This window comes from Streptomyces sp. NBC_00523, assembly GCF_036346615.1.
Lineage (GTDB): Bacteria > Actinomycetota > Actinomycetes > Streptomycetales > Streptomycetaceae > Streptomyces.
The window spans coordinates 901334-926844 of the sequence record NZ_CP107836.1; the positions used below are offsets into that span (position 1 = coordinate 901334).

At 72.0% G+C, this 25511-nt stretch carries 21 protein-coding genes; 12 read left to right on the forward strand and 9 right to left on the reverse strand.

Annotated features, from left to right (window positions below; translation table 11 throughout):
* Positions 1–54 precede the first annotated feature (54 nt).
* Positions 55–1146 carry an NAD(P)-binding domain-containing protein gene (locus tag OHS17_RS04085; protein WP_330315148.1) on the forward strand — a complete coding sequence of 364 codons (1092 nt, stop codon included), beginning with the start codon at positions 55–57 and terminating at the stop codon, positions 1144–1146.
* A gap of 15 nt (positions 1147–1161) precedes the next feature.
* Here OHS17_RS04085 and mltG read toward each other — a convergent pair whose 3' ends face one another.
* Positions 1162–2022, reverse strand: coding sequence for an endolytic transglycosylase MltG (mltG, locus tag OHS17_RS04090; RefSeq protein ID WP_330311095.1), 861 nt, complete (start codon positions 2020–2022; stop codon positions 1162–1164).
* Positions 2023–2075: 53 nt separating this feature from the next.
* The gene (locus tag OHS17_RS04095; RefSeq protein WP_330311096.1) at positions 2076–3881 is read right to left on the reverse strand and encodes an ABC transporter ATP-binding protein; all 1806 of its coding nucleotides are present in this window, start codon (positions 3879–3881) and stop codon (positions 2076–2078) included.
* Between the two features lie 143 nt (positions 3882–4024).
* Here OHS17_RS04095 and OHS17_RS04100 point away from each other — a divergent pair, with 143 nt between their 5' ends.
* Together OHS17_RS04100 and OHS17_RS04105 are read left to right on the forward strand one after the other, a co-directional pair.
* On the forward strand, positions 4025–4468 hold the full coding sequence (locus OHS17_RS04100; RefSeq protein WP_164626939.1) for a MarR family winged helix-turn-helix transcriptional regulator: 444 nt from the start codon (positions 4025–4027) through the stop codon (positions 4466–4468).
* A gap of 58 nt (positions 4469–4526) precedes the next feature.
* Positions 4527–7460, forward strand: a complete 2934-nt coding sequence (locus OHS17_RS04105; RefSeq protein ID WP_330311097.1) for an FAD-binding and (Fe-S)-binding domain-containing protein — start codon at positions 4527–4529, stop codon at positions 7458–7460.
* Positions 7461–7470: 10 nt separating this feature from the next.
* On the opposite strand, the gene OHS17_RS04110 is transcribed toward OHS17_RS04105, so the two are convergent.
* The gene (locus OHS17_RS04110; RefSeq protein ID WP_330315149.1) at positions 7471–8190 is read right to left on the reverse strand and encodes a L,D-transpeptidase family protein; all 720 of its coding nucleotides are present in this window, start codon (positions 8188–8190) and stop codon (positions 7471–7473) included.
* Between the two features lie 282 nt (positions 8191–8472).
* Here OHS17_RS04110 and OHS17_RS04115 point away from each other — a divergent pair, with 282 nt between their 5' ends.
* A complete protein-coding gene (locus OHS17_RS04115; RefSeq protein WP_330311098.1) occupies positions 8473–10296 on the forward strand; it encodes an ABC transporter ATP-binding protein in 1824 nt (607 codons plus the stop codon).
* 11 nt (positions 10297–10307) lie between these two features.
* Positions 10308–12104 (forward strand): ABC transporter ATP-binding protein, encoded by a 1797-nt coding sequence (locus OHS17_RS04120; RefSeq protein ID WP_330315150.1) that lies wholly within the window; start codon positions 10308–10310, stop codon positions 12102–12104.
* A gap of 38 nt (positions 12105–12142) precedes the next feature.
* On the opposite strand, the gene OHS17_RS04125 is transcribed toward OHS17_RS04120, so the two are convergent.
* Positions 12143–12934 (reverse strand): metal-dependent hydrolase, encoded by a 792-nt coding sequence (locus OHS17_RS04125; RefSeq protein WP_330311099.1) that lies wholly within the window; start codon positions 12932–12934, stop codon positions 12143–12145.
* A 110-nt stretch (positions 12935–13044) separates the two neighbouring features.
* Between OHS17_RS04125 and OHS17_RS04130 the strand changes: the two genes are divergently transcribed.
* The 3 genes from OHS17_RS04130 to OHS17_RS04140 all read left to right on the forward strand — a co-directional run bounded on the left by OHS17_RS04130 (position 13045) and on the right by OHS17_RS04140 (position 17280).
* A complete protein-coding gene (locus tag OHS17_RS04130) occupies positions 13045–15618 on the forward strand; it encodes a DEAD/DEAH box helicase (protein WP_330311100.1) in 2574 nt (857 codons plus the stop codon).
* A 17-nt stretch (positions 15619–15635) separates the two neighbouring features.
* Positions 15636–16520, forward strand: coding sequence for an acyl-CoA thioesterase (locus tag OHS17_RS04135; protein WP_330311101.1), 885 nt, complete (start codon positions 15636–15638; stop codon positions 16518–16520).
* Between the two features lie 61 nt (positions 16521–16581).
* On the forward strand, positions 16582–17280 hold the full coding sequence (locus OHS17_RS04140; RefSeq protein WP_330311102.1) for a hypothetical protein: 699 nt from the start codon (positions 16582–16584) through the stop codon (positions 17278–17280).
* 9 nt (positions 17281–17289) lie between these two features.
* Here the strand turns inward: OHS17_RS04140 and OHS17_RS04145 are convergent, their stop codons facing one another.
* Positions 17290–18315, reverse strand: coding sequence for a hypothetical protein (locus OHS17_RS04145; RefSeq protein ID WP_330311103.1), 1026 nt, complete (start codon positions 18313–18315; stop codon positions 17290–17292).
* 105 nt (positions 18316–18420) lie between these two features.
* Here OHS17_RS04145 and OHS17_RS04150 point away from each other — a divergent pair, with 105 nt between their 5' ends.
* Positions 18421–19065, forward strand: coding sequence for a TetR/AcrR family transcriptional regulator (locus OHS17_RS04150; protein ID WP_330311104.1), 645 nt, complete (start codon positions 18421–18423; stop codon positions 19063–19065).
* A gap of 28 nt (positions 19066–19093) precedes the next feature.
* On the opposite strand, the gene OHS17_RS04155 is transcribed toward OHS17_RS04150, so the two are convergent.
* A protein-coding gene (locus OHS17_RS04155) for an IS5 family transposase (RefSeq protein WP_330310450.1) occupies positions 19094–19974 on the reverse strand; the annotation gives its coding sequence in 2 pieces (ribosomal slippage) (positions 19094–19614 and positions 19614–19974; 882 coding nt in all).
* 180 nt (positions 19975–20154) lie between these two features.
* Between OHS17_RS04155 and OHS17_RS04160 the strand changes: the two genes are divergently transcribed.
* Positions 20155–21906 carry a cation:proton antiporter gene (locus OHS17_RS04160; protein ID WP_330311105.1) on the forward strand — a complete coding sequence of 584 codons (1752 nt, stop codon included), beginning with the start codon at positions 20155–20157 and terminating at the stop codon, positions 21904–21906.
* Between the two features lie 4 nt (positions 21907–21910).
* Here OHS17_RS04160 and OHS17_RS04165 read toward each other — a convergent pair whose 3' ends face one another.
* Positions 21911–22345, reverse strand: coding sequence for a DUF7144 family membrane protein (locus OHS17_RS04165; RefSeq protein WP_018105245.1), 435 nt, complete (start codon positions 22343–22345; stop codon positions 21911–21913).
* A 214-nt stretch (positions 22346–22559) separates the two neighbouring features.
* Here OHS17_RS04165 and OHS17_RS04170 point away from each other — a divergent pair, with 214 nt between their 5' ends.
* Together OHS17_RS04170 and OHS17_RS04175 are read left to right on the forward strand one after the other, a co-directional pair.
* Entirely contained in the window at positions 22560–23102 is a 543-nt protein-coding gene (locus OHS17_RS04170; RefSeq protein ID WP_330311106.1) for a GNAT family N-acetyltransferase, read from the forward strand.
* A 35-nt stretch (positions 23103–23137) separates the two neighbouring features.
* Entirely contained in the window at positions 23138–23626 is a 489-nt protein-coding gene (locus OHS17_RS04175) for a glutathione peroxidase (RefSeq protein WP_330311107.1), read from the forward strand.
* A 13-nt stretch (positions 23627–23639) separates the two neighbouring features.
* On the opposite strand, the gene OHS17_RS04180 is transcribed toward OHS17_RS04175, so the two are convergent.
* Positions 23640–24035, reverse strand: a complete 396-nt coding sequence (locus OHS17_RS04180) for a hypothetical protein (protein ID WP_330311108.1) — start codon at positions 24033–24035, stop codon at positions 23640–23642.
* 154 nt (positions 24036–24189) lie between these two features.
* A complete protein-coding gene (locus tag OHS17_RS04185; RefSeq protein ID WP_018105241.1) occupies positions 24190–25416 on the reverse strand; it encodes an acyl-CoA dehydrogenase family protein in 1227 nt (408 codons plus the stop codon).
* Positions 25417–25511 lie beyond the last annotated feature (95 nt).

Consider the following 25511-nt stretch of genomic DNA (forward strand, 5'->3'; position numbering starts at 1 on the left):
CGCGGGAAGTTCCGCGGGACCGTCGTAGTTGGTAGAAGCGTGAACGAATTGGCGATGCGGTCGGTGGACGTCGTGGTGATCGGTGCCGGGCAGGCGGGGCTGTCCGCCGCTTACCACTTGCGGCGCAGCGGTCTGGAGCCGGACCGCGACTTCGTGGTCCTCGACCATGCGCCGGAACCGGGCGGCGCCTGGCAGTTCCGGTGGCCTTCGCTGACGTACGGCAAGGTGCACGGGATGCACGCGCTGCCGGGCATGGAGCTGACCGGCGCCGATGAGGAGCGGCCCTCGTCCGAGGTCATCGGGGACTACTTCGACCGGTACGAGCGCGCCTTCGGGCTGCGCGTGCACCGGCCGGTCGATGTCGGCGCCGTGCGCGAGGGCGAGGGCGGACGGCTGCTGGTCGAGACCTCCGAGGGTACGTACGCGACGCGCGCCCTGATCAACGCGACCGGGACGTGGGACCGGCCCTTCTGGCCGCGCTACCCGGGGCAGGAGACGTTCCGGGGGCGGCAGCTGCACACGGCGGGCTATCCCGGCCCGGCCGCGTTCGCCGGACAGCGGGTGGTCGTCGTCGGCGGTGGCGCCTCCGGTACGCAGCATCTGATGGAGATCGCCGAGGTGGCGGCGGAAACGCACTGGGTGACGCGTCGGCCGCCGGTCTTCCGGGAAGGGCCCTTCGGGGCGGACCAGGGTCGGGCCGCCGTCGCCATGGTGGAGGAGCGGGTCCGGCGCGGGCTGCCGCCGCAGAGCGTGGTCAGCGTGACCGGGCTGCCCGTCAACGACGCCATCCGGCGCGCCCGTGAGTCCGGGGTGCTGGACCGGCTCCCCATGTTCGACCGGATCACGCCCACCGGTGTCGCCTGGGACGACGGCCGCCGCATCGAGGCCGACGTCATCCTCTGGGCCACCGGTTTCCGCGCGGCCATCGACCATCTCGCCCCGCTGCGGCTGCGGGAGCGCGGCGGTGGCATCCAGGTCGAGGGCACCCGCGCCGTGCGCGACCCGCGCATCCACCTCGTCGGCTACGGCCCCTCCGCCAGCACGATCGGCGCCAACCGGGCCGGACGCGCCGCCGTGCGGGAGATCGTCGTGCTGCTGCGGGACGGGACGGCTACGGCGTCCGCGGAGGTGCCCGCCTTCGCCTGAGGCCGGGGCCTCCTCTCATCCCCCTCCCCCACGGTTCCGGTTGAACTCCGCCACGTTGCGCTGCTGTTCCGCGTAGTCGTCCGTGAAGCGGGTGTCGCCCGGGGCCACCGTCACGAAGTACAGCCAGGGGCCCGGGGCGGGGGTGATCGCGGCGGTCATCGCCTGTTCGCCCGGGTTGCCGATGGGCGTGGGCGGGAGGCCCTTGTGGGCGTAGCTGTTGTAGGGGCTGTCGAGCTTGGTGTCGCCCGTGGTGGTGTCCAGGGTGCTGCGGTTCAACGCGTAGTTGAGGGTGGAATCCATCTGGAGCGGCATGCCCCGGTCCAGGCGGTTGTGGATGACGCGGGCGACCTTGCCCATGTCGGTCCCGGTGTCCGCCTCGGCCTGGACGATGCTGGCGATGGTCACCGTCTGGTAGACGGTGACGTCGTTGCGGCGGGCGCCCGCCGTGATGTGGTCGGCGCCGAAGTGCCGGCCCGCCGTGTCGGTCATGTAGCGCAGCAGGCTCTTCGGGGTGGTCGCGGAGGTGACCGGGTACGTCGCCGGATAAAGGTAGCCCTCGGGGTTCCCCTTCGCCGCGCCCGGGAGCGGCAGGTCCGACGCCGGCGCGGCGGAGGCGGTCGTGCCGGCGGGTACGCCGAGGGCCCGGTCGACGGCCTCGTAGACCTGGGTGGCCCGGCGGCCCTCGGGGATCACCAGGGTGCGGGCCGTCTCCTCGGTCTTCGTTTCCCGTGTGAGCAGGGGGACGAGCACCGCTGCGGCCACGGCGAGGACGAGCAGGGAGCCGAGGAACAGCGTCAGGCGGCCGCGCCGGGTCAGGCGCGTGCGGCGGCGGGGCGGGGTGACCGGGGGCGGGGAATCCGGGGTCTCGTGCGCCATGCGGGCACGCTAACCCGCGCCGGTCCCGGCCCCGGGGAAGCCACGCCTCCCGGTCAGCCCGCCACCGGGGCCATCTCCGTGTCCCGGCGGACCAGGGCCGCGTACCGTCCGTCGAGCCGGAGCAGTTCCTCGTGGGTGCCGCGCTCCGCCGTGCGGCCGCCGTCGAGGACGACGATCTGGTCGGCGTCGCGGACGGTGGACAGCCGGTGGGCGATGGTGATCGTGGTACGTCCGGCGGAAAGCGCGTCGATGGCCTCCTGCACGGCGAATTCCGTACGGGTGTCGAGCGCGCTCGTCGCCTCGTCCAGGATCAGCACCGGCGGGTCGCGCAGGATCGTCCGCGCGATGGCGAGGCGCTGCTTCTCGCCGCCGGAGAAGCGGTAGCCGCGTTCCCCCACGAGGGTGTCGTACCCGTCGGGGAGCGAGGCGATGTGGTCGTGGATCTGCGCGGCGCGGGCGGCCGCCTCGATCTCCTCGTCGGTGGCGTCCGGCTTCGCGAAGCGCAGGTTCTCGGCGACCGAGGCGTGGAAGAGGTACGTCTCCTGCGAGACGACGCCGACCGCGCGGGCGAGGGTGTCGAAGTCGAGGTCGCGCACGTCGATCCCGTCGAGGGTGACCCGGCCGCCGGTCACGTCGTAGAGCCGGGGCACCAGGTAGCTGAGGGTGGACTTGCCGGACCCCGTGGGGCCGACGACGGCCAGGGCGGCTCCGGCGGGCACGGTGACGTCGACGCCGCTGAGGGTCGGGCCGCTCTTCTCGTCGTAGCTGAAGTCGACGTTCTCGAAGCGGACCTCGCCGCGGACCTTCTCCAGGCGCACCGGGTGCTCCGGCTCCGTGATGTCCACGGTGAGGTCGAGGTACTCGAAGATCCGCTGGAAGAGCGCGAGGGACGTCTGCATCTGCACGCCGGTGGAGAGCAGGCTCACGGCGGGGCGGAAGAGGCCCTGCTGGAGGGAGACGAAGGCGACGAGGGTGCCGATCGAGACGGCGGGACCGCCGGACTGGAGTGCCATGCCCGCGGCCCAGTAGATGACGGCCGGCATGGCGGCCATGACGATGCCGATGGTGGACATCCGCCACCGTCCGGCCATGCTGGCGCGCACTTCGAGGTCGACCAGCCGCTCGGACTCCTCGGCGAAGCCCTGGGTCAGCGAGTCGGAGCGGCCCATCGTGCGGCCGAGCAGGATGCCGCTGACGGACAGCGACTCGGTGACGGTGGCGGCCATGGCGGCCATCTGCTTCTGGCGCTGGGTGGTGATCTTCTTGCGCTCGCGGCCGACCCGGCGGCTGATCCAGACGAAGACGGGCAGCAGGAGCAGCGAGACGACGGTGAGCCGCCAGTCGAGCGCGAGCATGGCGACGACGGTGGCGATGACCGCGGTGAGGTTGGAGACGAGCGAGGTCGCCGTCGAGGTGACGGTGGCCTGCATACCCCCGATGTCATTGGCGATCCGGGACTGGACCTCACCCGTGCGGGTCCGGGTGAAGAAGGCGAGCGGCATCCGCTGCAGCTGGGTGTAGACGGCGGTGCGCAGGTCGTGCATGACGCGCTGGCCGACGGTGGTGGAGATGAGGGTCTGAAGCACGCCGAAGACGCTGTTCATCACGGCGGTGAGGATCATGCCGAGGGCGAGCAGCGTGAGCAGTCCGGTCCGGCCCTGCGGGAGGGCGGTGTCCAGGATCTCGCGCAGCAGGAACGGCGAGGCGACCGACACCAGCGACGAGGCGCCGACGAGCAGGCCGACCACCGCGAGGCGGCCGCGGTACGGGCGGAAGAGGCGGAGGATGCGGCGCAGCTCGGCGGGCGGCTGGGCGTCGTCCTTGGGCGGGGGTGTCCACGTGGGTTCGTCGGGTTTCATGAGCTCCTTCGTCGGGCGTGCGGCAGTGGTGCGGGCGGGGCCGCCCGGACGCGGGGATCGCGACCGTGACAGTCGAGCGAATGAGAGCATAGCTCATTGTTACCCCTACTCACAATGAACGAAGTCCTGATATCGTTCTTCCCATGGACTCCCCCGACCCCGACGGCATGCTCGCCGAACAGCTGCTGCGGCTGACGCGCAGGCTCCAGCGCATCCAGGGCCGCCAGCTGGAGCCGATCGGTATCACCCCGGCGCAGTTCCGGCTGCTGCGCACCGTCGCCCATTACGACGGACCGCCCCGGATGGCGGATCTCGCGCAGCGCCTCGACGTGGTCCCCCGCGCCGTGACCACGCTGGTCGACGCCCTGGAGGCGAGCGGCAGGGTGCGTCGTGTCCCCGATCCGGACAGTCGTAGGGTGGTCCGGATCGAGATCACGGACCAGGGCATCGCCACACTCCGCTCGCTGCGCGACGCGCGCCGGGCAGCCGCAGAGGAGATCCTGGCTCCATTGACCGCCGACCAGCGCGAGGTGCTCGGCGGCCTGCTGACCGCCCTGGTCAACGGAATGCCGGAACGTCGCTGCTGACCGGTCACGGGACGCGGCGCCGAGCCGCCGGACCGACGAACCGCCGAGGAGAACCACCATGCCGCTGCTGGAGCCGGACCCCGACACACTGCGCCCCGCGGCGGTGCGCCCGCCCTCCCACGACCGCGTCCCCGACGCGCAGGCGCAGGGCACCCCGGAGACGCTGCGCACCGAGCTCACCGACCTGCTCGGCGCGGAGAAGGTGCTCTGGAAGGTCTCCGACCTGGTGAAGTACGCCTCGGACGCCAGCCCGTACCGCTTCGTGCCCCAGGTGGTCGTCGTCCCGGAGGACCTGGACGACATCTCGGCGATCCTGTCGTACGCGCACGGCAGGGGTCGCAACGTGGTCTTCCGCGCCGCCGGCACCAGCCTCAACGGCCAGGCCCAGGGCGAGGACATCCTGGTCGACGTCCGGCGGAACTGGGCGGGCGTCGAGGTCCTGGACGACGGCGCCCGCGCCCGCATCCGTCCCGGGACGACGGTCGTCCGGGCCAACGCCTCCCTCGCCCGGTACGGCAGGCTGCTGGGCCCGGACCCGGCCAGCGCCATCGCGTGCACGATCGGCGGAGTCGTCGCCAACAACGCCTCGGGCATGACCGCGGGCACCACCCGCAATTCGTACCGGACCGTCTCCTCGCTCACCTTCGTGCTGCCGAGCGGCACCGTCGTGGACACCGCGGACCCGGCGGCCGACGAGGATCTGGCCCGGGCGGAGCCGCGGCTGTGCGAGGGGCTGCTGGCGCTGAAGGCGGAGATCGAGGCGGACGCGGCGCTCACCGCCCGTATCCGCGCCAAGTACGAGATCAAGAACACCAACGGCTACCGGCTGGACGCGTTCCTCGACGGCTCGACCCCGGTGGAGATCCTGCGCGGGCTCATGGTCGGCTCCGAGGGGACGTTCGGCTTCATCTCCGAGGTCGTCTTCGACACCCTGCCGCTGGACCGCCGGATCTCCACGGCGCTGCTGTTCTTCCCCTCGCTGACCGCCGCGGCCGCCGCCGTCCCTCTGTTCAACGAGGCGGGGGCCATCGCCGTGGAGCTGATGGACGGCAACACCCTGCGCGCCTCGGTCAGCGTGCAGGGGGTCCCCGCCGACTGGGCCGGGCTGCCGAAGGAGACCGCCGCGCTGCTGGTGGAGTTCCGGGCCCCGGACGAGGCGGGCCAGGAGGCGTACGAGCGGGCGGCGGCCGATGTGGTGCGCGGGCTGGAGCTGGTCCGGCCCGTCACCTCGGTCACCAACGAGTTCACCCGGGACGCCCGCACCATCTCCGGCTACTGGAAGGCCCGCAAGGCGTTCGTCACCGCGGTCGGCGGCTCCCGCCCCTCGGGTACGACGCTGATCACCGAGGACTTCGCGGTCCCGCCGTCCCGGCTGGCCGACGCCTGCGAGGCGCTGCTCGCGCTCCAGGCCGAGCACGGCTTCGACGCCGCCGTCGCCGGTCACGCCGCGCACGGCAACCTGCACTTCCTGCTCGCGTTCGACGCGGCCCGGCCGTCCGATGTCGACCGGTACGCCGCCTTCATGGCGGACTTCTGCAAGCTGACGGTCGAGCGGTTCGACGGATCGCTCAAGGCGGAGCACGCGACGGGCCGCAACATCGCCCCCTTCCTCGAACTGGAATGGGGCCCGCAGGCCACCGAACTGATGTGGCGTACGAAGCAGGTCATCGACCCCGACGGGGTGCTGGCGCCGCGGATCGTCCTCGACCGCGACCCCAAGGCCCATCTGCGCGGGCTGAAGACCATCCCGAAGGTCGAGGCCATCGCCGACCCCTGCATCGAGTGCGGCTTCTGCGAACCGACCTGCCCCAGCCACGACCTGACGACCTCACCGCGCCAGCGGATCGTGCTGCGCCGCGAGATGATGCGCCAGCCCGACGGTTCGCCCGTCGAGACGGGCCTGGTCGACGCCTACGGCTACGACGCCGTGGACACCTGCGCCGGAGACTCCACCTGCAAGCTGGCCTGCCCCGTCGGCATCGACACGGGCGCCATGATGAAGAACTTCCGCCACCAGCGGCACTCCCCGCGCGAGGAGCGGATCGCCGCGCTCGCCGCCAGGCACTTCCGTACGGCGGAGACGGCGGCGCGGCTCGCGGTCGCCGCGGCGAGCCGGATCGACGACCGGCTGCTGCGAGGGGTCACCCGGCTCGCCCGCAGGGCGGTGAGCCCCGATCTGGTCCCGGAGTGGCTTCCGGAGATCCCCGGCGCCGCGTCTCGCAAGCTGCCGCGCACCTCCAGGACGGGGGCGAGCGCGGTCTACTACCCGGCCTGCGTCAACCGCATCTTCGGCAGCCCGGACAGCCATCGCGGCCCGTCGCTCCCGCAGGCCGTGGTGGCCGTGTCGGCCCGGGCGGGAAAGCCCGTCTGGATCCCGGACGACGTCAACGGCACCTGCTGCGCCACCATCTGGCACTCCAAGGGCTACGACTCCGGAAACGCCGTGATGGCCAACCGGATCGTGGAAGCGGCCTGGGGCTGGACGGCCGGGGGAAAGCTGCCGCTGGTGGTCGACGCCTCCTCGTGCACGCTGGGCATCGCCCATGAGGTGGTCCCGTATCTCACCGAGGACAACCGTGCGCTGCACCGCGAGCTGACCGTGGTCGACTCCCTGGTCTGGGCGGCGGACGAGCTGCTGCCGGAGCTGACGGTGCTACGGAAGGCCCGCTCGGCCGTGCTGCACCCGACCTGTTCGATGGAGCATCTGGACGATGTGGACCGGCTGCGCGCGGTCGCTGACGCCTGCGCCGACGAGGCCGTGCTCCCCGACGACGCCGCGTGCTGCGGTTTCGCGGGCGACCGCGGGATGCTGCACCAGGAGCTGACGGCGTCCGCGACCGCCAAGGAGGCCGCCGAGGTGCGGTCCCGGGACTACGAGGCGTATCTCTCGGCCAACCGGATGTGCGAGATCGGCATGGACCGGGCGACGGGCCGCTCGTACCACTCCGCCCTGATGGAACTGGAGTGGGCGACCCGCCCCGGCCCCGCCTGAGCGGCGCGCGTCAGGCGCGGAGGCTGGCCCGGTCGCCCATGACGACGACCGGGTGCTGCTTCGGGTCCAGGGTGCGCAGCAGCTTCTCCATGGCCTCCTTGGACACGCTCACGCAGGCCGAGGTGCCGCTGCCATGGTCCATGTGCAGCCAGATGCTGCCGCCCTTGGTCTGGCCCTGCGGGCGCGTCGGGTCGTTGGGCGGGGTGCCCTTGACTCGGTTGTAGTCGATGGCGATGACGTAGTCGAAGTCGTGCCAGTGCGACTTGGCCCAGTAGTGCGGGGCCTGGATCGAGGCGGTCTGCGTGTACGGGAGGCGGGCGCCCGGGTCCGGCAGGACACCGGCCGCGTCGCTGAGGGTGTAGACGCCGACGGGGCTGCGGTTGTCGTTCTCGTGGTGGTCGGGCGTCCAGCCCTTCTTGCCGTTGTGGCCCTTCCAGGAGGCGGTCTTGTCCCAGGTGGAGCCGGACTTGGTGTAGAGGACGACGGCGGAGTCCGCCGAGTCCTTGCCCTGGCCGTAGACGGCGACGACCTGGCGGGATGCGGCAGGGATCTGCGACTGGAGCCGGTCACCCACATCGGGGATGCGCTTCAGGTCCTTGACCGGGGCCTTCGTGCCGCCCTTCGCGGCGGCCGACCGCTCGGCGGCGGCGCCCTTCTTCGTGTCCCCACCGTCACCGCAGGACGTCAGGGTCGTGAGCAGGACACCACAGGCGGCCGCCGAGGCCACCATCCGAACCGCACCGGCTATACGCATCCGTCCATGCTCGCACCTGGCGATGTACGCCGTTGTCCACCCCGGGCGGCCCCGGCGAAAGCGTGCCGAATCTTTACCCGCGCCCCGCGCCTCCGCCCCCACCCCCGCCGCGTAAAACCGTTTGCCGCGATCCGGGCGACAGGCAAGGCTTGCTCGGTCTGGTTCCCCCGCCTGCGCATCGCGCAGGTGACTCAGTGCTGCCCCGACGCGCTTTGACGGCGCCTCGCGGGCCCGTTTCTTCCAATCCTTTGGGATGTCATGCACATTCGCGATCTTCCGTACTCGGACCCCGGCGATCCCGATGTCCGTTCAGGTCCCCGCCTCCTGCTGTGGCTGGGCCGCAATCAGATCCGCGGGCAGCTCAAGTCCTTGTTCTGGGGGCTGGTGCACCAGTGCTCGATCGCGGGATACCCGCTGACCGTGGGGCTCGCCGTCCAGGCGGTCGTGGACCGGTCGGGCGGCAGGCTCGCGCTGGCCGGTGCGCTGACCGCACTGCTGGGCGTGCTGACCGCGGTGGGCGACGCGATGCTCCACCGGGCCGCCGTCACCAACTGGATCACCGCCGCCGCCCGGATCCAGCAACTGCTGTCCCGCAAGACCGCCGAGCTGGGCTCGCTGCTGACGCGCCGGGTCGCTGCGGGCGAAGTGGTAGCGGTTTCAACCGGTGACGTCGAAAAAATTGGATGGTTCGTCGAGGCGCTCTCGCGCTTCCTGGCCGCCGCCACGGTCCTCGTCGTCATCAGCGTGGGGCTCGTCCTCTACCTTCCGTCGCTGGGCGTGCTCGTGGCGATCGCCATGCCGTTCCTCGCCCTGTCCGTCCTGCCGCTGCTGCCACGTGCCACCCGGCGGGCGGATGTGCAGCGCGAGAAGGGCGGCCGGGCCACCGAGCTCGCCTCGGACACCGTGGCCGGGCTGCGCGTGCTGCGCGGCATCGGCGGCGAGGAGCTGTTCCTGGACCGCTACCGGCGCGCCTCGCAGGAGGTCCGCGAGGCCGCCGTGCACAGCGCCCGGATGTGGTCGCTGATCTCGGCGGTCCAGGTCCTGCTGCCCGGCGTCCTGCTGCTCTCCCTGGTCGTCTACGGGGCCTCCCTCGCCCGGGACGGCAGGATCGAGGTGGGCCAGCTGGTGACGGTGTACAGCGCGGCGACCCTGACCCTGTTCCCGCTGCGGCACTTCGAGGAGATCGCCATGGCGTACTCCTTCTCGCGCCCCTCCGCGCAGCGCGCCGTACGCGTGCTGTCGCTGAGCCGGAACACCCGCCCCGCCACCGTCGACACCGTCCCGTCCGGCGACCTGTACGACCCGGTCACCGGGCTGCTGGCCCCGCAGGGCCGGTTCACCGCGGTCGTCTGCGGCGACCCCGACGAGGCGGGCCGGCTGGCGGAACGGCTCGGCGGACACGCCCAGCCCGAGGCACCGGAATCCGACGCCCCCGAGCCGCCCTCCGTCCTGCTGGGCGGGGTGCCGCTGGACGAACTGGACCCGGGCGCGGCCCGCACCGCCGTACTCGTCCAGGACAAGGACCCCGTGCTGCTCTCGGGCACCCTGCGCGAACTGCTGGACGTGCCGTCGTCCGGAGAGGTGGAGGCCGCGGCCGCGCTGTCCGCCGCGCAGTGCGACGACGTGCTGGCCGCGCTGGCGCAGGCGTCCCCCGAGCCGGACCGCGAGCCGCTGGACACCCGGATCACCGAACGCGGCCGGTCCCTGTCCGGCGGCCAGCGCCAGCGGCTCGCGCTGGCCCGGTCGCTGCTCACCGACCCGGACACGCTGGTCCTGGACGAGCCCACCTCGGCGGTCGACTCGCACACCGAGGCCCGGGTCGCGGCGGGCGTCAAGGCGCTGCGTACGGACCGTACGACCGTCGTGTTCTCCTCGTCGCCCCTGCTTCTCGACCTTGCCGACCGGGTGGCGCTGGTGCACGGCGGCACGGTGGTGGCGGTCGGCACGCACCGCGAGCTGATGCGCACCGAGGAGCGCTACCGCACCGTCGTCACCCGCGAGACCGACGACGAGGCGGAGCCCGCGGCAGCCCCGGAGCACAGTGAGCACGCCGCACACCAGGAAGTCGAGGAACGGGCATGAAAGGACAGGCAATGACCGGCGTCGTCCCACCGGCCCACGTACCCCCCGCCTACGACCCGGCGGCGCCCGAGACGGCCACCACCCTGCCGGTGGGCCGGCCGGCGACCGTACGGGCCTACGTGCTGGAGCTGATGCGGCGCCACCGCAGGCCGTTCATCGTGGTGACCCTGCTCAACACGTTCGCGGTGGTCTCCTCCATCGTGGGCCCGTATCTGCTGGGCGGGCTCGTGGAGGACCTGTCCGACGGGGTCCGCGACCTGCATCTGGAGCGCACCGCCGCGGTGTTCGCGTGCGCGCTCGTGGTGCAGACGGTCGCCACCCGGATCATGCGGCTGCGCAGCGCCATGCTGGGCGAGGAGATGCTCGCGGACCTGCGCGAGGACTTCCTCGTGCGCTCGGTGCGGCTGCCTCCGGGCGTGCTGGAGCGGGCCGGTACGGGCGATCTGCTGTCCCGGATCACCACGGACATCGACCGGCTGGCCAACGCCATGCGCGAGGCCGTCCCGCAGCTGACGATCGGCGTGGTGTGGGTGGGCCTGCTGGTCGCCGCCCTCACCGTCACCGCTCCCCCGCTGGCCCTCGCGGTGGTCGTGGCGCTTCCCGTGCTGCTCATCGGCTGCCGCTGGTACTTCCGCCGGGGCCCGGCGGCGTACCGCTCGGAGGCCGCCGGTTACGCGGCGGTCGCCGCGGCCCTGGCGGAGACCGTGGACGCGGGGCGGACCGTGGAGGCGCACCGGCTGGGGGCGCGCCGGGTCGCGCTGTCGGACCTGCGCGTGAAGCAGTGGACGGCGTGGGAGCGGTACACGCTGTTCCTGCGGACGGTGCTGTTCCCGGTCGTCAACATCACGTACGCGACGATCCTCGGCGCGGTCCTGCTGCTGGGCGGCTGGTTCGTCATCGAGGGGTGGATGACCGTCGGTCAGCTCACCACGGGTGCGCTGCTCGCGCAGATGATGGTGGACCCGATCGGTCTGATCCTGCGCTGGTACGACGAGTTGCAGGTGGCCCAGGTGTCGCTGGCGCGGCTGGTGGGCGTCCGGGAGATCGAGCCGGACGCGGGCGATCCCGGGGTCGTCCCGAACGGCCGGGACGTGCGGGCCGACGAGGTGCGCTTCGGGTACGTGGACGGGGTCGACGTGCTGCACCGGGTGTCGCTGGACGTCGCGCCGGGTACGCGGCTGGCGCTGGTCGGCCCGTCGGGCGCGGGCAAGTCGACGCTGGGGCGGCTGCTGGCGGGGATCTACGCGCCCCGGACCGGTGACGTCACGCTCGGCGGGGCCGAGCTGTCGCGGATGGCGACGGAGCGGGTGCGGTCGCACGTGGCGCTGGTCAACCAGGAGCACCATGTGTTCGTGGGCTCGCTGCGGGACAACCTGCGGCTGGCCCGTACGGACGCCGAGGACGCGGAGCTGTGGGCGTCGCTCGCCGCGGTCGACGCCGACGGCTGGGCGCGGGCGCTGGAGCAGGGGCTCGACGCGGAGGTCGGTTCGGGTGGTCTGGTGATCACCCCGGCGCAGGCCCAGCAGATCGCGCTCGCCCGGCTGGTGCTGGCCGATCCGCACACGCTGGTCCTGGACGAGGCGACCTCGCTGCTCGATCCCCGGGCGGCCCGCAACCTGGAGCGGTCGCTCGCCCGGGTGCTGGAGGGCCGCACGGTGGTGGCGATCGCGCACCGGCTGCACACCGCGCACGACGCGGACGTGATCGCCGTGGTCGAGCAGGGCCGGATCACGGAGCTCGGCAGCCACGACGAGCTGGTGGCGGCGGACGGGGCGTACGCGGCGCTCTGGCGCTCCTGGCACGGGTGAGGCGATCCGGGGGGCGGTGCACCGGCCCCCCCGGCGGCTCAGATGACGTTCATCGCCGCCGCGGCGCCCACGCCTCCGAGGATCATGAAGACCGGCATCAGCACCTTGATCTCCACCCAGCTGCCGGCCTTGAAGCGCATGGCCTTGGGCGGGCCGATCGGGTACCAGCGCTTGCGGCCCAGCGGGATCGGCCACAGGATCGGGCAGCCCGAGACGGTCAGCGCGTCGCCGATGTCGTGGACGAGGGCGCCGAGCACGATCGGCAGCCCGAGCCAGAGGTATTCCTGACCGGCGTCGGTGAAGAGCCAGTCGGCGCCGTTGCCCGGCTTGTCGAGGATCCCGGCGAGGATCCACGCGCTGGTCGCGCCGAGCAGCCACACCAGGACGTCGCTGGAGACGCGGGCGGCCCGCCAGAGCAGTCCCTCGACGGCGAGGACCAGGTGGACGAAGAGGATCGCGAGGACCCCCCAGCGCCCGCCGGTGTACGCGACGGCGGAGGCGCCCGCGCCGATCAGGACGGCCCAGACCCAGGTGTGGGTGAGGGTGCGGTGGCCGCCGTTGCGGTTGGAGTCGCCCCGCAGCTTGGTGGCCTTGTAGACGGCGTGCGAGAGCTTGTCGACGATCTCGCACACCCCGCGCGAGAGGGGGCCGAAGGCGCGCGAGATGGTCGCCGATTTGTGGTCGAGGTCGGGGGCGAGTGCGGCGCCCGCGCTGATCAGCGCCCCGACGACGAGGACGGGCCACGGCATGGTGTGGCCGGTGGCCGCAGCCGCGGCGCCCACCCCCAGCCAGGCCGCCGCCCCTGACAGAGAGTGTGCCGGTCCCATCATGACTGCCGAGCCCCCGTAGGTGTCGCCGAGTGCGCCCGGTGGTGGCCGGACGCGGGATTCCGGCCATCGCCGTTGCGGTGTGGCCGAGTTGAGAGGGAAGCGTATCGTCCATGATCTTCGGGCCGTCGTCCGGTTCCCTCATCGGGGTGGAAGACAGGCAAGATGGGGGCGTGACCCTTATCGATCAGCTGCCACCGACCGACGACCCCGACGCCCTCTTCGAGGCTTTCTCGTCCTGGACCGAGACGCAGGGGATCACCCTCTACCCCGCTCAGGAGGAGGCGCTGATCGAGGTGGTCTCCGGGGCCAACGTGATCCTTTCCACGCCCACGGGGTCCGGGAAGAGCCTGGTCGCGGCGGGTGCGCACTTCACGGCGCTGGCCCAGGACAAGGTCACCTTCTACACCGCGCCGATCAAGGCGCTGGTCTCGGAGAAGTTCTTCGACCTGTGCAAACTGTTCGGTACGGAGAACGTCGGCATGCTCACCGGGGACGCCTCGGTCAACGCCGACGCCCCGGTGATCTGCTGCACCGCCGAGGTGCTGGCCTCGATCGCGCTGCGTGACGGGAAGTACGCGGACATCGGCCAGGTCGTGATGGACGAGTTCCACTTCTACGCGGAGCAGGACCGGGGCTGGGCGTGGCAGATCCCGATCCTGGAGCTGCCGCAGGCGCAGTTCGTCCTGATGTCGGCGACGCTCGGCGACGTCCGGATGTTCGAGGAGGACCTGACGCGGCGCACCGGCCGCCCGACCTCCGTGGTCCGCTCGGCGACCCGTCCGGTCCCGCTGAGCTACGAGTACCGGCTGACGCCGATCACCGAGACGCTCACGGAGCTGCTGGAGACCCGGCAGTCGCCGGTGTACATCGTGCACTTCACGCAGGCGGCGGCGGTGGAGCGGGCGCAGTCGCTGATGAGCATCAACATGTGCACCAAGGAGGAGAAGGAGAAGATCGCCGATCTCATCGGCAACTTCCGCTTCACCACCAAGTTCGGCCAGAACCTCTCGCGGTACGTGCGCCACGGGATCGGGGTGCACCACGCGGGCATGCTCCCCAAGTACCGCAGGCTGGTGGAGAAGCTGGCGCAGGCGGGTCTGCTGAAGGTGATCTGCGGTACGGACACGCTGGGCGTCGGCGTCAACGTACCGATCCGCACGGTGCTGTTCACCGCGCTCACCAAGTACGACGGCACCCGGGTGCGGACGCTGCGGGCGCGGGAGTTCCACCAGATCGCCGGACGGGCGGGCCGGGCGGGCTTCGACACGGCGGGCTTCGTCGTGGCGCAGGCCCCGGAGCACGTCATCGAGAACGAGAAGGCGGTCAAGAAGGCGGGTGACGACCCGAAGAAGAAGCGGAAGGTCGTCCGCAAGAAGGCCCCCGAGGGTTTCGTGGCCTGGTCGGAGACCACGTTCGACAAGCTGATCCAGTCCGATCCGGAACCGCTGACCTCGCGTTTCCGGGTCACGCACACGATGCTGCTCTCGGTGATCGCCCGTCCGGGCAACGCCTTCGAGGCGATGCGGCATCTGCTGGAGGACAACCACGAGCCGCGCCGGGCGCAGCTGCGGCACATCCGCCGGGCCATCGCGATCTACCGCTCGCTGCTGGACGGGGGTGTGGTGGAGCGGCTGGACGAGCCGGACGCGGAGGGCCGCATCGTGCGGCTGACCGTGGATCTCCAGCAGGACTTCGCGCTGAACCAGCCGCTGTCCACGTTCGCGCTGGCCGCGTTCGAGCTGCTGGACCCGGACTCGCCGTCGTACGCCCTGGACATGGTCTCCGTGGTGGAGTCGACGCTGGACGATCCGCGCCAGATCCTGGCCGCGCAGCAGAACAAGGCGCGCGGTGAGGCGGTCGGGCAGATGAAGGCCGACGGCATCGAGTACGAGGAGCGGATGGAGCTGCTCCAGGAGGTGACGTACCCGAAGCCGCTGAGCGAGCTGCTGTGGCACGCGTACGACGTGTACCGGCGCAGCCACCCGTGGGTGGGCGACCATCCGGTGTCGCCGAAGTCGGTGATCCGTGACATGTACGAACGGGCCATGACGTTCACGGAGTTCACGTCGAACTACGAGCTGGCGCGGACGGAGGGCATCGTGCTGCGGTATCTGGCGAGCGCGTACAAGGCGCTGGAACACACCATTCCGGACGACCTGAAGTCCGAGGACCTGGAGGATCTGATCGCCTGGCTGGGCGAGATGGTCCGGCAGGTCGACTCCAGTCTGCTGGACGAGTGGGAGCAGCTGGCCAACCCCGAGGTGGAGACCGCCGAGCAGGCGCAGGAGCGGGCGGACGAGGTCAAGCCGGTCACGGCGAACGCCCGCGCGTTCCGGGTGCTGGTGCGCAACGCGATGTTCCGCCGGGTGGAGCTGGCCGCGCTGGACCGGGTCCGCGATCTGGGCGAGCTGGACGCGGACGCGGGCTGGGACGAGGACGCGTGGGGCGAGGCGATGGACGCGTACTGGGACGAGTACGAGGAGCTGGGCACCGGTCCGGACGCGCGCGGCCCGAAGCTGCTGAAGATCGAGGAGGACGCGGCGCACGGGGTGTGGCGGGTCCGCCAGACGTTCGCCGACCCGAACGGCGACCATGACTGGGGCATCAGCGCGGAGGTCGACCTCGCCGCGTCGGACGAGGAGGGCCGGGCGGTCGTGCGGGTCACGTCCGTGGGCCAGTTGTGAGAGTGGAGAAGAACGGCATGACGAACCCCGCCGAGCGCTTGGTCGATCTGCTCGACCTGGAGCGGATCGAGGTCAACATCTTCCGGGGCCGGAGCCCCGACGAGTCGCTTCAGCGGGTCTTCGGCGGCCAGGTCGCGGGGCAGGCACTGGTGGCGGCGGGCCGCACCACGGACGGGGACCGGCCGGTGCACTCGCTGCACGCGTACTTCCTGCGGCCGGGGCGTCCCGGGGTGCCGATCGTGTACGACGTGGAGCGCGTCCGGGACGGCAGGTCGTTCACCACCCGCCGGGTGACGGCGGTCCAGCAGGGCCGCACGATCTTCAACCTGACGGCGTCGTTCCACCGCCCGGAGGAGGCGGGCTTCGAGCACCAGCTGCCGCCCGCCCGGGTGGTGCCGGACCCGGAGGAGCTGCCGACGGTCGCCGAGGAGGTGCGCGAGCACCTGGGCGGTCTGCCGGAGGCCCTGGAGCGGATGGCGCGGCGCCAGCCGTTCGACATCCGGTACGTGGACCGGCTGCGCTGGACGCGGGAGGAGATCAAGGACGCGGACCCGCGCAGCGCGGTGTGGATGCGTGCGGTGGGGCCGCTGGGCGACGATCCGCTGGTGCACACCTGCGCGTTGACGTACGCGAGTGACATGACGCTCCTGGACGCGGTCCGCATCCCGGTCGAACCGCTGTGGGGGCCGCGCGGCTTCGACATGGCGTCGCTGGACCACGCGATGTGGTTCCACCGGCCGTTCCGGGCGGACGAGTGGTTCCTGTACGACCAGGAGTCGCCGGTCGCGACGGGCGGGCGGGGTCTGGCGCGCGGCCGGATCTACGACCGGGCGGGCAATCTGCTGGTTTCGGTGGTGCAGGAGGGCCTGTTCCGGCGGCTGGACGACGCGCCGTCCGCGTAACACGCTCAGACGGTAGGGCTACTGTTCGACTTCCCGATCATCACAACGGAGGAGCGCGCACGTGGCCACCGTCCTGAAAGTGAGTCCCGTCGCGACGGGGAGGAAGCCGCGCAAGGGCGAGCCGCCGCTTCCTCCCGTCTCTCCCTTCAGCCATGTCGTCAAGGTCTCGGACGGCCCGGCCGGTGAGTCGCGGGTGCTCGCCCATCTGGAGCGGGAACTGCCGCCGGGCGGCATACCGGCCTACCTCGCCGCCCGCAAGGACGGGGCCCGTTCCTTCGTCCTGTGGGCCGACCCGGAGCGCCGCGCCCGGCTGGCAACGGTCGTCACCGCGTCCGCCGGTGACGGGGTGTCGGCGTACCAGGTGCTGGGCGGTTACGGCGAGGTGCTGGGCACCGTCGTCCGCGAGAAGGCGTGCTCGGGCAAGGGCCTGCGCACCCGCTGGACGGTCGCCCAGACCGGCTGCCCGGAGGCCGTCGGGCTCAAGGGCCGGATCTTCTGGTGGTACGTGTGGTGGCTGCTGTTCCCGCTGTGGCTGGCGATCGGCGTGGGCAGCCTGCTGAACGGCGGCGGCGACGTACCGCGCGGGCCCCGGCGCATCCGCTGGCGGGCGGCCGGTGAGACGCCGTTCGAGTTCCACGCCGACGGCGAGGTCGTCGTCCACGCGCAGTGGACCGATCAGCGGCTGGCGGCGGCGCTGACGGCGCTGATCACGTCGTTCGACAGCTGGCTGGGCACGCCCTGGGACGACAAGCGGGAGTAGCGGCCCCGGTCACCTCCGGTACCGCTCGGCCACCGCCCGGAAGGCGGCCTTGGGCTCCCACTCCATGTCGGGGTAGGTCTGCCCGCGGCGCCCTTCGAGGAGTTTGACGATGCCCAGTCCCGCCCGGTCCAGGTCGTCCCTGGGGTCGCCGTCCGGGCGGTGCGGGTAGCCGGGCAGCGCGAACAGGAAGACGAACGCGCTGTCCACGCCCTCGCTCTCGAAGACCTCCAGGAGTTCGCTCAGATACGCGGCCTGGCCGGCCTCGTCGCGCTCGTAGACGCCGTTCAGCCGGACCGGGTCCTGGGTCAGCGGGTCGAGCTCGACCACGTCCAGGACCCGTCCGCCCCGGTCCCCCGCGCCCCGGTAGGCCGCGGTGCCGAAGCCGGTGACGGCGAGCGGCTTCGGGCCCCGGGCCAGGGTGCGGACCGCGTCGCGGAACCGATCGGCGATCTCGGCGGAGCGGAGCAGCTCGTACGTCACGATGTCGAAGGGGTCCCAGTCCACCTGCTCGAACTGGATGGCCGCGTACGTGAGCGGGCCCCGGTAGTGCGCGCGGACGGCGGCCACGGCGTCGCGGAGGAAATCGTTGACGCGGACGCCGAGTTCACGGATCGCGTCGGCCCTGTGCTCGGGGCGGCTCAGCAGCTGCCCGACCCGTTCCTCGGGGCTCTCCCCGGGCAGGAACCCCCGGTTCATCACGCTCAGCTCGACGCCCGCGACGAACACGACCGCGGCGCCCTCCCGCCGGAGCCGTTCCGCCCGTGCGGCGCAGTCACGGAAGAGCGTGAGGATCTGCTCCGCCTCCAGCTCCAGCGGATAGGGCGAGAACCAGACCTCCAGGCCGAGTTCGGCGGCGGCGGACGCGGCCCGTTCCAGCCGGTCCGGGTCGCCGCCGGTGATCTGGACCGCGTTGCAGTGCAGGTCGTCGCGGATGATCGCGAGCTCGCGCCGGACCACCGCGGGGTCGAAGTGCTCGCGGGATGTGCGGCCGTTCAGCACGAATCCGGTGTCGTAGGTCATTCCTCTGGCCCGCATGGCGGCGTCCTCTCCGTCGGTCCGTTTCGCGTCGGGCCGAGGCTGACAGGAAAAGTGCGTGCACGCAAGTTTGCGTGCACGCAGACTCTGTGGAACGCTGACGGCGTGACGACACCACCGGGGCTGCGGGAGCGCAAGAAGCAGGCCACCCGCGAGGCGCTGCGCGCGGCGGCGCTGCGCCTGGCCGTCGAGCGCGGGCCGGACCGGGTGCGGGTCGAGGACATCGCCGAGGCGGCCGGCGTCTCGCCGCGCACCTACAACAACTACTTCGCCAGCCGCGAGCAGGCGATCGTCGCCGCCGTCACCGCCGACCGGGAGGCGCGCGTCGCGGCGTCCGTCGCGGCCCGGCCCGCGGACGTCCGCCTGGCCGACGCCGTGACCGATGCGGTGGTCGAGCAGTACACGGACCCCGGCGCGCACGGCCAGGAGGCGCTGCTCCTCGTCACCACCCGGCCCGCGCTGCGCGACGCCTACCTCGACGCCACCGCCGGCATCGAACCGCCGCTGACGACGGCCCTCGCGGCCCGCCTGGACGACACCTCGGCACCGGCCGCCCGCGTCCTCGCGGCGAGCACGGCCGCCGCGGTCCGCATCGCACTGGAAGGCTGGATCCAGCCGACGGGGGGCGCGGGGGCCGGAGGGCTGGTCGTGCCCACCGGGTCCCTGTCCGACCGGCTCCGCGAGGCGCTGGCCCCGCTCGCGCCCGCGTTCGACGCCGCCGAGGGACGCGCCCGGCAGACGGCAGTTTGACGACAGGCCCTAGGGCCTGTCCGGCGGATCATGGGCGGAGCCATAAGCGGACTGCCCCTGCGGTGACCGTGCCGTGGAAGACGTAGGCCCGCTTGTCGTAACGGGTGGCGATCGCGCGGGAGTTCTTGAGTCGGTTGATGGTCCGCTCGACCTCGTTGCGTCGCCTGTAGCGCTCGCGGTCGAAGCCTGCAGGTCTGCCGCCCGCGCTGCCTCTGCGCCGGCGGTTGGCCCGCTGGTCCTTCGGCTCGGGGATCGTGTGCTTGATGCGGCGTCTTCGCAGGTAGCGGCGATTTCGGCGGGAGCTGTAAGCCTTGTCGCCACTGACGTGAGCGGGCCGGGTCCGGGGCCGCCCGCCCAGCGGGCGGGGAACCCGAATCCGGACCAGGACCTCGATCATCTGCGGGGCGTCACCCCACTGACCTGGAGTGATCAGAAGAGCCATGGGGCGGCAGCCGCCTTCACCGGCGAGGTGGATCTTGGAGGTCAGACCGCCCCGGGACCGCCCGAGTCCCTCATCGGGGCGGTGGTGCCGGGGCGTCGTCCTTTTTTCGGGACCCGCGGCCTCGCCCTGCGGGCGCCAGCCGCGTGCTGGTGGGCCCGGCAGGACGTCGAGTCGACGCCGACCATGCCCCAGTCGATCCGCCCGGCCAGGTCGGCGTCGGCCTGGACCGCCTGCAGGAGCCGGTCCCAGGTGCCGTCCGCCGACCAGCGGCGATGCCGCTCGTAGACGGTCTTCCACGAGCCGTAGCGTTCCGGCAGGTCACGCCACGGAACACCGGTGCGGACCCGGAACAGGATCCCGTTGACCACGGTCCGGTGATCGTTCCACCGGCCGCCCCGGCCACCCGGCAAAGGCAGATGCGGCTCCAGCAACGACCACTCATGATTCGTCAGATCCCCCCGGCCCATGCCCCAACCAACGAGCGACCGATCGGAAAGTCACATGATCCGCCGGACAGGCCCTAGGCCTTCCGGGCGATCCAGCCCCCTGAGTACGTCTCCCGGCGCGAGCCCTCGCGGTCGCCGTGCACGGCGGCGCGGAAGGTGGTCACGCGCGCTGCCGTGGGGTGCGCCGGAGGAGGCGGGTGGATGTCGGCGGATCAGGTGTACGCGGGGGCCGGGCTGATCGTGGTCCTCGCGGTCGGCTCGCAGCTGCTGGCGAGCCGGTTGCGGGTACCGGCGCTGCTCGTGCTGCTCCCGGCCGGGTTCACCGCCGGGGCGCTCACCGACAACGTCGATCCGCAGCGGCTGCTCGGGGACTCCTTCTCACCGCTGGTGTCGCTGGCGGTGGCGGTCATCCTCTACGACGCCGGGCTGGGGCTGGACCTGAGGCGACTGAAGGGGCACAACCGGCGGGTGGTGATCCGCCTGCTGTGGCTGGGGACGCTGCTGACGATGGTGTCCGCCGCGCTGTTCGCCGTACCGGTGCTGGACATGTCGGCGCATGCGGCGGTCATGCTGGCGACGATCCTCGTGGTGTCCGGCCCGACGGTCGTGGGGCCGCTGCTCGCCTTCGTACGGCCCACCGAGCGGTTGCGGCGGATCCTCGTCTGGGAGGGTTCGCTGATCGATCCGGTCGGCGGCATCCTGGGGGCGCTGGTCTTCCACGGCGTCCTCGCGGGCAGTCGGCCCGGGTTCGGCAGCGGCGTCGGGCACTTCCTGGCCAGCGCGGCGCTGGGCCTGGGGGCGGGCGCGGTCGGCGCGGGGGTGCTGTGGCTGGTGCTGGGGCGGGTGCGGCTCAGCGAGGAGCTGGCGACCTCGGTACAACTGGCCGCCGTGATCGGGGTGGCCGCCGCCTGCGACGCGCTGCGCGACGACACGGGGCTGATCTCCGCCGTGATCATGGGGATGGCCCTGGCCAACCTGCCGGGCCTGGAACTGCCCACGCGCCGGCCGTTCTTCGAGACGCTGGTCTCCCTGATCATCGGGCTGCTGTTCGTCTCCATCTCCGCGACGGTGACCCCGGAGTCCCTGCGGCACGTCGTACTGCCCTCGCTGGCGCTGACCGCCCTCCTCGTCCTGGTGACCCGGCCGCTCATCGCCCACCTCGCGGCGGCCGGCACCGACGTACCCGCGCGGGAGCGGTGGTTCATCGGCTGGATGGCGCCCCGGGGCATCGTCGCCGCGGCCACGGCCTCCACGTTCTCGGCCGAACTCGCCGCGCACCACATCGCCGGTGCCGGGCGCATCCTGCCCGCGACCTTCGTGGTGATCGTCGCGACCGTCACGCTCTACGGCCTGACGGCGTTCCCGGTGGCGCGGCGGCTCGGGGTGCTGCGGCCGTCCCGGTCCAGGCCGCTGCTGGTGGGCGGGGCGCCCTGGGCGGTCGACCTGGCGCGCGCCCTGAGCGCGGCGGGGCTCGACGTGCTGATGTGGGCGGGCGCGGACGAGGAGCGTACGCGGATCGAGGCGGCCGGGCTCGAACTGGCGCCCGGCGAGCTGATGGCCTCGGCGGAGGGGATCGGCGCGGTGCTCGAAGGGATCACCGATGTGCTGCTGCTCACCGGTGAGGACGACTTCAACGCGCTGGCCTCGCTCACGCTCCGGGAGAGCGTCGAGGGGACGGTGCGCCGCCTCGCCCCGTCCGCCGCGAGCGAGGGCGTGGTGGCCCCGTACGCCGGGGGCGAGGCGCTGTTCGACGCGGACCTCACCCGGCCCGAGATCGTCCGGAGGTACGAGGCCGGGGCGCGAGTGGTGACGCGGACGGCGGACGGCCCTCCGGCGGCCGGGGAGCATGTGCTCTTCGTGGTGCGTCCGGAGGGCCGGCTGGTCCCGGTCACGGACGGCGTGCGCCCGGAACCGGTCCCGGGCGACACGCTCGTCCTGCTGACGGAGACGTGAGGTCTCACGCCTTCGCGCGGCCGCTCCCGTCCGTGCAGAGCGCCCAGATGATGAAGACGTCGATGGCGATGAGCACGAGGGACCACAGCGGATAGTGCGGCAGCCAGGCGAAGTTGGCGAGTGCGCCGAGTCCGGCGAGGATCACGCCGACGACGCGCGCCCAGAGGGCTCCGGTGAACAGGGCGCAGCCCGCGAGGACGATGACGATGCCGAGGATGAGGTGGATCCAGCCCCAGCCGGTCAGGTTGAACTGGAAGACGTAATTGCGCGTGGCGACGAAGACGTCGTCCTTGGCGATGGCGGAGATCCCCTGGAAGATCGCCATGACTCCACCGAAGATCATCAGCACCGCGGCGAACGCGGTCCAGCCCGTTCTGAAGGGGTGGTGTGATCCGTCGGTGCCTTGTGGAGCTGCCGGTGCGCTGCCCGTGCTGGCCATCTCGGGCCTCCTTTGTTCGCACGGTCGCCCGGCACGGACCGGATCCGAACCGGACATTCCGCTTCCAGAGTGTCACGGGCGGGCGTGTCCGGCAGAACGGCGGGCAGGGGGCCGACAGACCATGCATCCGCCGCCACGCACCACCCGCTTAGGATCACGTCGCAGCCGGTCCGCGCGGAGACGCGGCCCGGCGTTCCGTGGAAGGACCTGCCCCATGACCGAGATCGTCCCGGTGTCCGGCCCCGAGCTGGTCACCTACGCCGACGAGCTGGCCGCCCTGCTGGTGGAGACCGTCGAGAACGGCTCGTCCGTCGGCTTCCTCGCGCCCCTGGACCGGGACGCCGCCGCCGACTGGTGGCGCGCGCGGGCCGCGTCCGTGGAGGCGGACGGGCTCCGGGTGTGGATCGCCCGGGACGGGGAACGCATCGCGGGCACCGTCGGCCTGGTCCGGGCGCCGCTGCCCAACGCCCGCCACCGCGCGGAGGTGGCCAAGCTGATGGTCCGCCCCTCGGCGCGCGGGCGCGGGCTCGGCCGTGAGCTGCTGGCCGCGGCCGAGCGCACGGCGGCCGAGGACGGCGTCACGCTGCTGGTCCTGGACACCGAGAGCGGCAGCCCGGCGGAGCGGCTGTACCGCGCGGCGGGCTGGACGGAGTGCGGTTCCGTTCCGGACTACGCGGCGGGGCCCGACGGGGTCCTGAAGCCGACGACCTTCTACTACAAGGCGGTCGGCCGCGATACGGACGTACCCCTGGGGTGACAATGGGCCGGGAAGACACCGACGAGGAGACATCCATGACGCTGTACGACATTCCGCTGCGCACCCTGACCGGCGAGCCGACCTCGCTGGGCGACTACCGCGGCCGGGCGGTGCTGCTGGTGAACGTGGCATCGAAGTGCGGGCTGACCCCGCAGTACGCGGGTCTGGAGCGGCTCCAGAAGGAGTACGGGGACCGGGGCCTCACCGTGCTCGGCGTGCCGTGCAACCAGTTCGGCGGCCAGGAGCCGGGCACCGCCGAGGAGATCGAGACCTTCTGCTCGACCACGTACGGGGTGAGCTTCCCGCTGCTGGAGAAGACCGAGGTGAACGGCGCGAACCGGCACCCGCTGTACGTGGAGCTGACCCGGCTGGCGGACGCCGGGGGCGAGGCAGGGGACGTCCAGTGGAACTTCGAGAAGTTCCTGATCTCTCCGGCGGGCGAGCCGGTCGCCCGCATCCGCCCCCGCACGGAACCGGACGCGCCCGAGCTGGTCGCGGCCATCGAGGCGCAGCTTCCGGCCTGATCCGAGGGAGGTTCTAGGCGCGGCTGAGCAGGACGGAGCCCTTGGGGTAAGTGGCATCGCCGCCCACGTTCGCCACCTGGATGAGGACGGGGGTGCCCTCCTTGATGTTGCCGGTCTTCCACGACGTGCAGTACGGCGACGTGTGGCCGCGGGTGGTGGCCGTGCGGTCCCAGGTGCCGTCCCGGCCGATGTCGAGCTTCACCTCGATGCTCCAGCCGTCGGCGGTGGTGTCGCAGGCGCGGATGGAGTCGCCGGGGGCGCCGCCGTACGGGTCCGCGTTCCACTCCCCGTAGCCGCCGAAGACGGCGTCGACCGACCGGGGCTCGGCGTGCGCCGCCGTCTGCACGGTGACCACGAGCCCGAAGGCCGCCGCCGCCGTCACCGCGATCCGTGCACCGGATCTCGCCATGCCTGCTCCCTCCACCACCCGGTCACGATCTCCACCGGGAATCTACAGGTACATGGCAGGTGCCCACCATCGTGAGTGCCCCACGACTGCGGCCCCCGCCCCGGCGTGAACCGGGGACGGGGGCCGTGGTGGCCTTACGGGCGTCGCGGCGCGGTCAGCGGATGGGCATGCCCGACAGGGTGCGGGCGATGACCAGGCGCTGGATCTCGCTGGTGCCCTCGAAGATCGTGTAGATCGCGGCGTCCCGGTGCATGCGCTCCACCGGGTACTCGCGGGTGAAGCCGTTGCCGCCGAGGATCTGGACGGCCTGGGCGGTGACCTTCTTGGCCGTCTCGCTCGCGTACAGCTTGGACATGGAGCCCTCGGCCGACTCGAACGGCTTGCCGGTGGTGGCCATCCAGGAGGCGCGCCAGACCAGCAGCCGGGCCGCGTCGATCTGCGTCCGCATGTCGGCGAGCTGGAAGGCGACGCCCTGGTTGTCGATGATCGGGCGGCCGAACTGGGTCCGCGTCTTCGCATAGTCGAGCGCCACCTCGTACGCGGCGCGGGCGGTGCCGACCGCCATGGCGCCGACGGCCGGGCGGGACGCCTCGAAGGTGGCCATCGCGGCGTTCTTCACGCGCTCGCCACCGGTGGCGGCGCGCTCGCGGGCGCGGGCGAGGCGCTGGTCCAGCTTCTCCTTGCCGCCGAGCAGGCAGTGGCCCGGGACGCGCACGTCCTCCAGGACGACCTCGGCGGTGTGCGAGGCGCGGATGCCGTGCTTCTTGAACTTCTGGCCCTGGGAGAGGCCGGGGGTGTCCGGCGGCACGATGAAGGAGGCGTGGCCCTTGGAGCCGAGCTCGGGGTCGACCACGGCGACCACCACGTGGACGTTGGCGATGCCGCCGTTGGTCGCCCAGGTCTTGGTGCCGTTGAGCACCCACTCGTCCTTGGCCTGGTCGTAGACCGCGCGGGTGCGCATCGAGGCGACGTCGGAACCGGCGTCGGGCTCGGAGGAGCAGAAGGCCGCGACCTTCACGTCGTCGGCGTCCCCGTACATCTGCGGGATCCAGGTGCCGATCTGCTCCTCGGTGCCGTTGGCGAGGACGCCGACGGCCGCCAGCCCCGTACCGACGATCGACAGGGCGATCCCGGCGTCGCCCCAGAACAGCTCCTCCATGGCCATCGGGATGCCGAGGCCCGTAGGATCGAAGAACTGCTGGGCGTAGAAGTCGAGGGAGTAGATCCCGACCTTGGCCGCCTCCTGGATGACGGGCCAGGGCGTCTCCTCACGCTCGTCCCACTCCGAAGCGGCCGGACGGATCACGTCCGCGGCGAAGCCGTGGAGCCAGTCACGGACCTGCTTCTGGTCATCGTTGAGCTCGAGCGTGAACTCGGCCATGTTCCCCTCCACGTGCTGCCGTCGAAACGCCTCGTTACTTGCGGTAACAACAGTCTGTTACTGGCAAGTAGCCTGTGTCAACCACATGAGACGCC

Excerpts from the sequence above, each read along its gene's own strand:
- OHS17_RS04180 (WP_330311108.1), bottom strand. The coding sequence starts at position 24,035 with ATGGCGAGATCCGGTGCACGGATCGCGGTGACGGCGGCGGCGGCCTTC.
- OHS17_RS04100 (WP_164626939.1), top strand. The coding sequence starts at position 4,025 with ATGGACTCCCCCGACCCCGACGGCATGCTCGCCGAACAGCTGCTGCGG.
- OHS17_RS04145 (WP_330311103.1), bottom strand. The coding sequence starts at position 18,315 with ATGCGGGCCAGAGGAATGACCTACGACACCGGATTCGTGCTGAACGGC.
- OHS17_RS04115 (WP_330311098.1), top strand. The coding sequence starts at position 8,473 with ATGCACATTCGCGATCTTCCGTACTCGGACCCCGGCGATCCCGATGTC.
- OHS17_RS04130 (WP_330311100.1), top strand. The coding sequence starts at position 13,045 with ATGATCTTCGGGCCGTCGTCCGGTTCCCTCATCGGGGTGGAAGACAGG.
- OHS17_RS04135 (WP_330311101.1), top strand. The coding sequence starts at position 15,636 with ATGACGAACCCCGCCGAGCGCTTGGTCGATCTGCTCGACCTGGAGCGG.
- OHS17_RS04125 (WP_330311099.1), bottom strand. The coding sequence starts at position 12,934 with ATGATGGGACCGGCACACTCTCTGTCAGGGGCGGCGGCCTGGCTGGGG.
- OHS17_RS04170 (WP_330311106.1), top strand. The coding sequence starts at position 22,560 with ATGACCGAGATCGTCCCGGTGTCCGGCCCCGAGCTGGTCACCTACGCC.
- OHS17_RS04095 (WP_330311096.1), bottom strand. The coding sequence starts at position 3,881 with ATGAAACCCGACGAACCCACGTGGACACCCCCGCCCAAGGACGACGCC.
- OHS17_RS04120 (WP_330315150.1), top strand. The coding sequence starts at position 10,308 with ATGACCGGCGTCGTCCCACCGGCCCACGTACCCCCCGCCTACGACCCG.
- OHS17_RS04165 (WP_018105245.1), bottom strand. The coding sequence starts at position 22,345 with ATGGCCAGCACGGGCAGCGCACCGGCAGCTCCACAAGGCACCGACGGA.
- OHS17_RS04185 (WP_018105241.1), bottom strand. The coding sequence starts at position 25,416 with ATGGCCGAGTTCACGCTCGAGCTCAACGATGACCAGAAGCAGGTCCGT.
- OHS17_RS04110 (WP_330315149.1), bottom strand. The coding sequence starts at position 8,190 with ATGGTGGCCTCGGCGGCCGCCTGTGGTGTCCTGCTCACGACCCTGACG.
- OHS17_RS04175 (WP_330311107.1), top strand. The coding sequence starts at position 23,138 with ATGACGCTGTACGACATTCCGCTGCGCACCCTGACCGGCGAGCCGACC.
- OHS17_RS04160 (WP_330311105.1), top strand. The coding sequence starts at position 20,155 with ATGTCGGCGGATCAGGTGTACGCGGGGGCCGGGCTGATCGTGGTCCTC.
- OHS17_RS04085 (WP_330315148.1), top strand. The coding sequence starts at position 55 with ATGCGGTCGGTGGACGTCGTGGTGATCGGTGCCGGGCAGGCGGGGCTG.
- mltG (WP_330311095.1), bottom strand. The coding sequence starts at position 2,022 with ATGGCGCACGAGACCCCGGATTCCCCGCCCCCGGTCACCCCGCCCCGC.
- OHS17_RS04105 (WP_330311097.1), top strand. The coding sequence starts at position 4,527 with ATGCCGCTGCTGGAGCCGGACCCCGACACACTGCGCCCCGCGGCGGTG.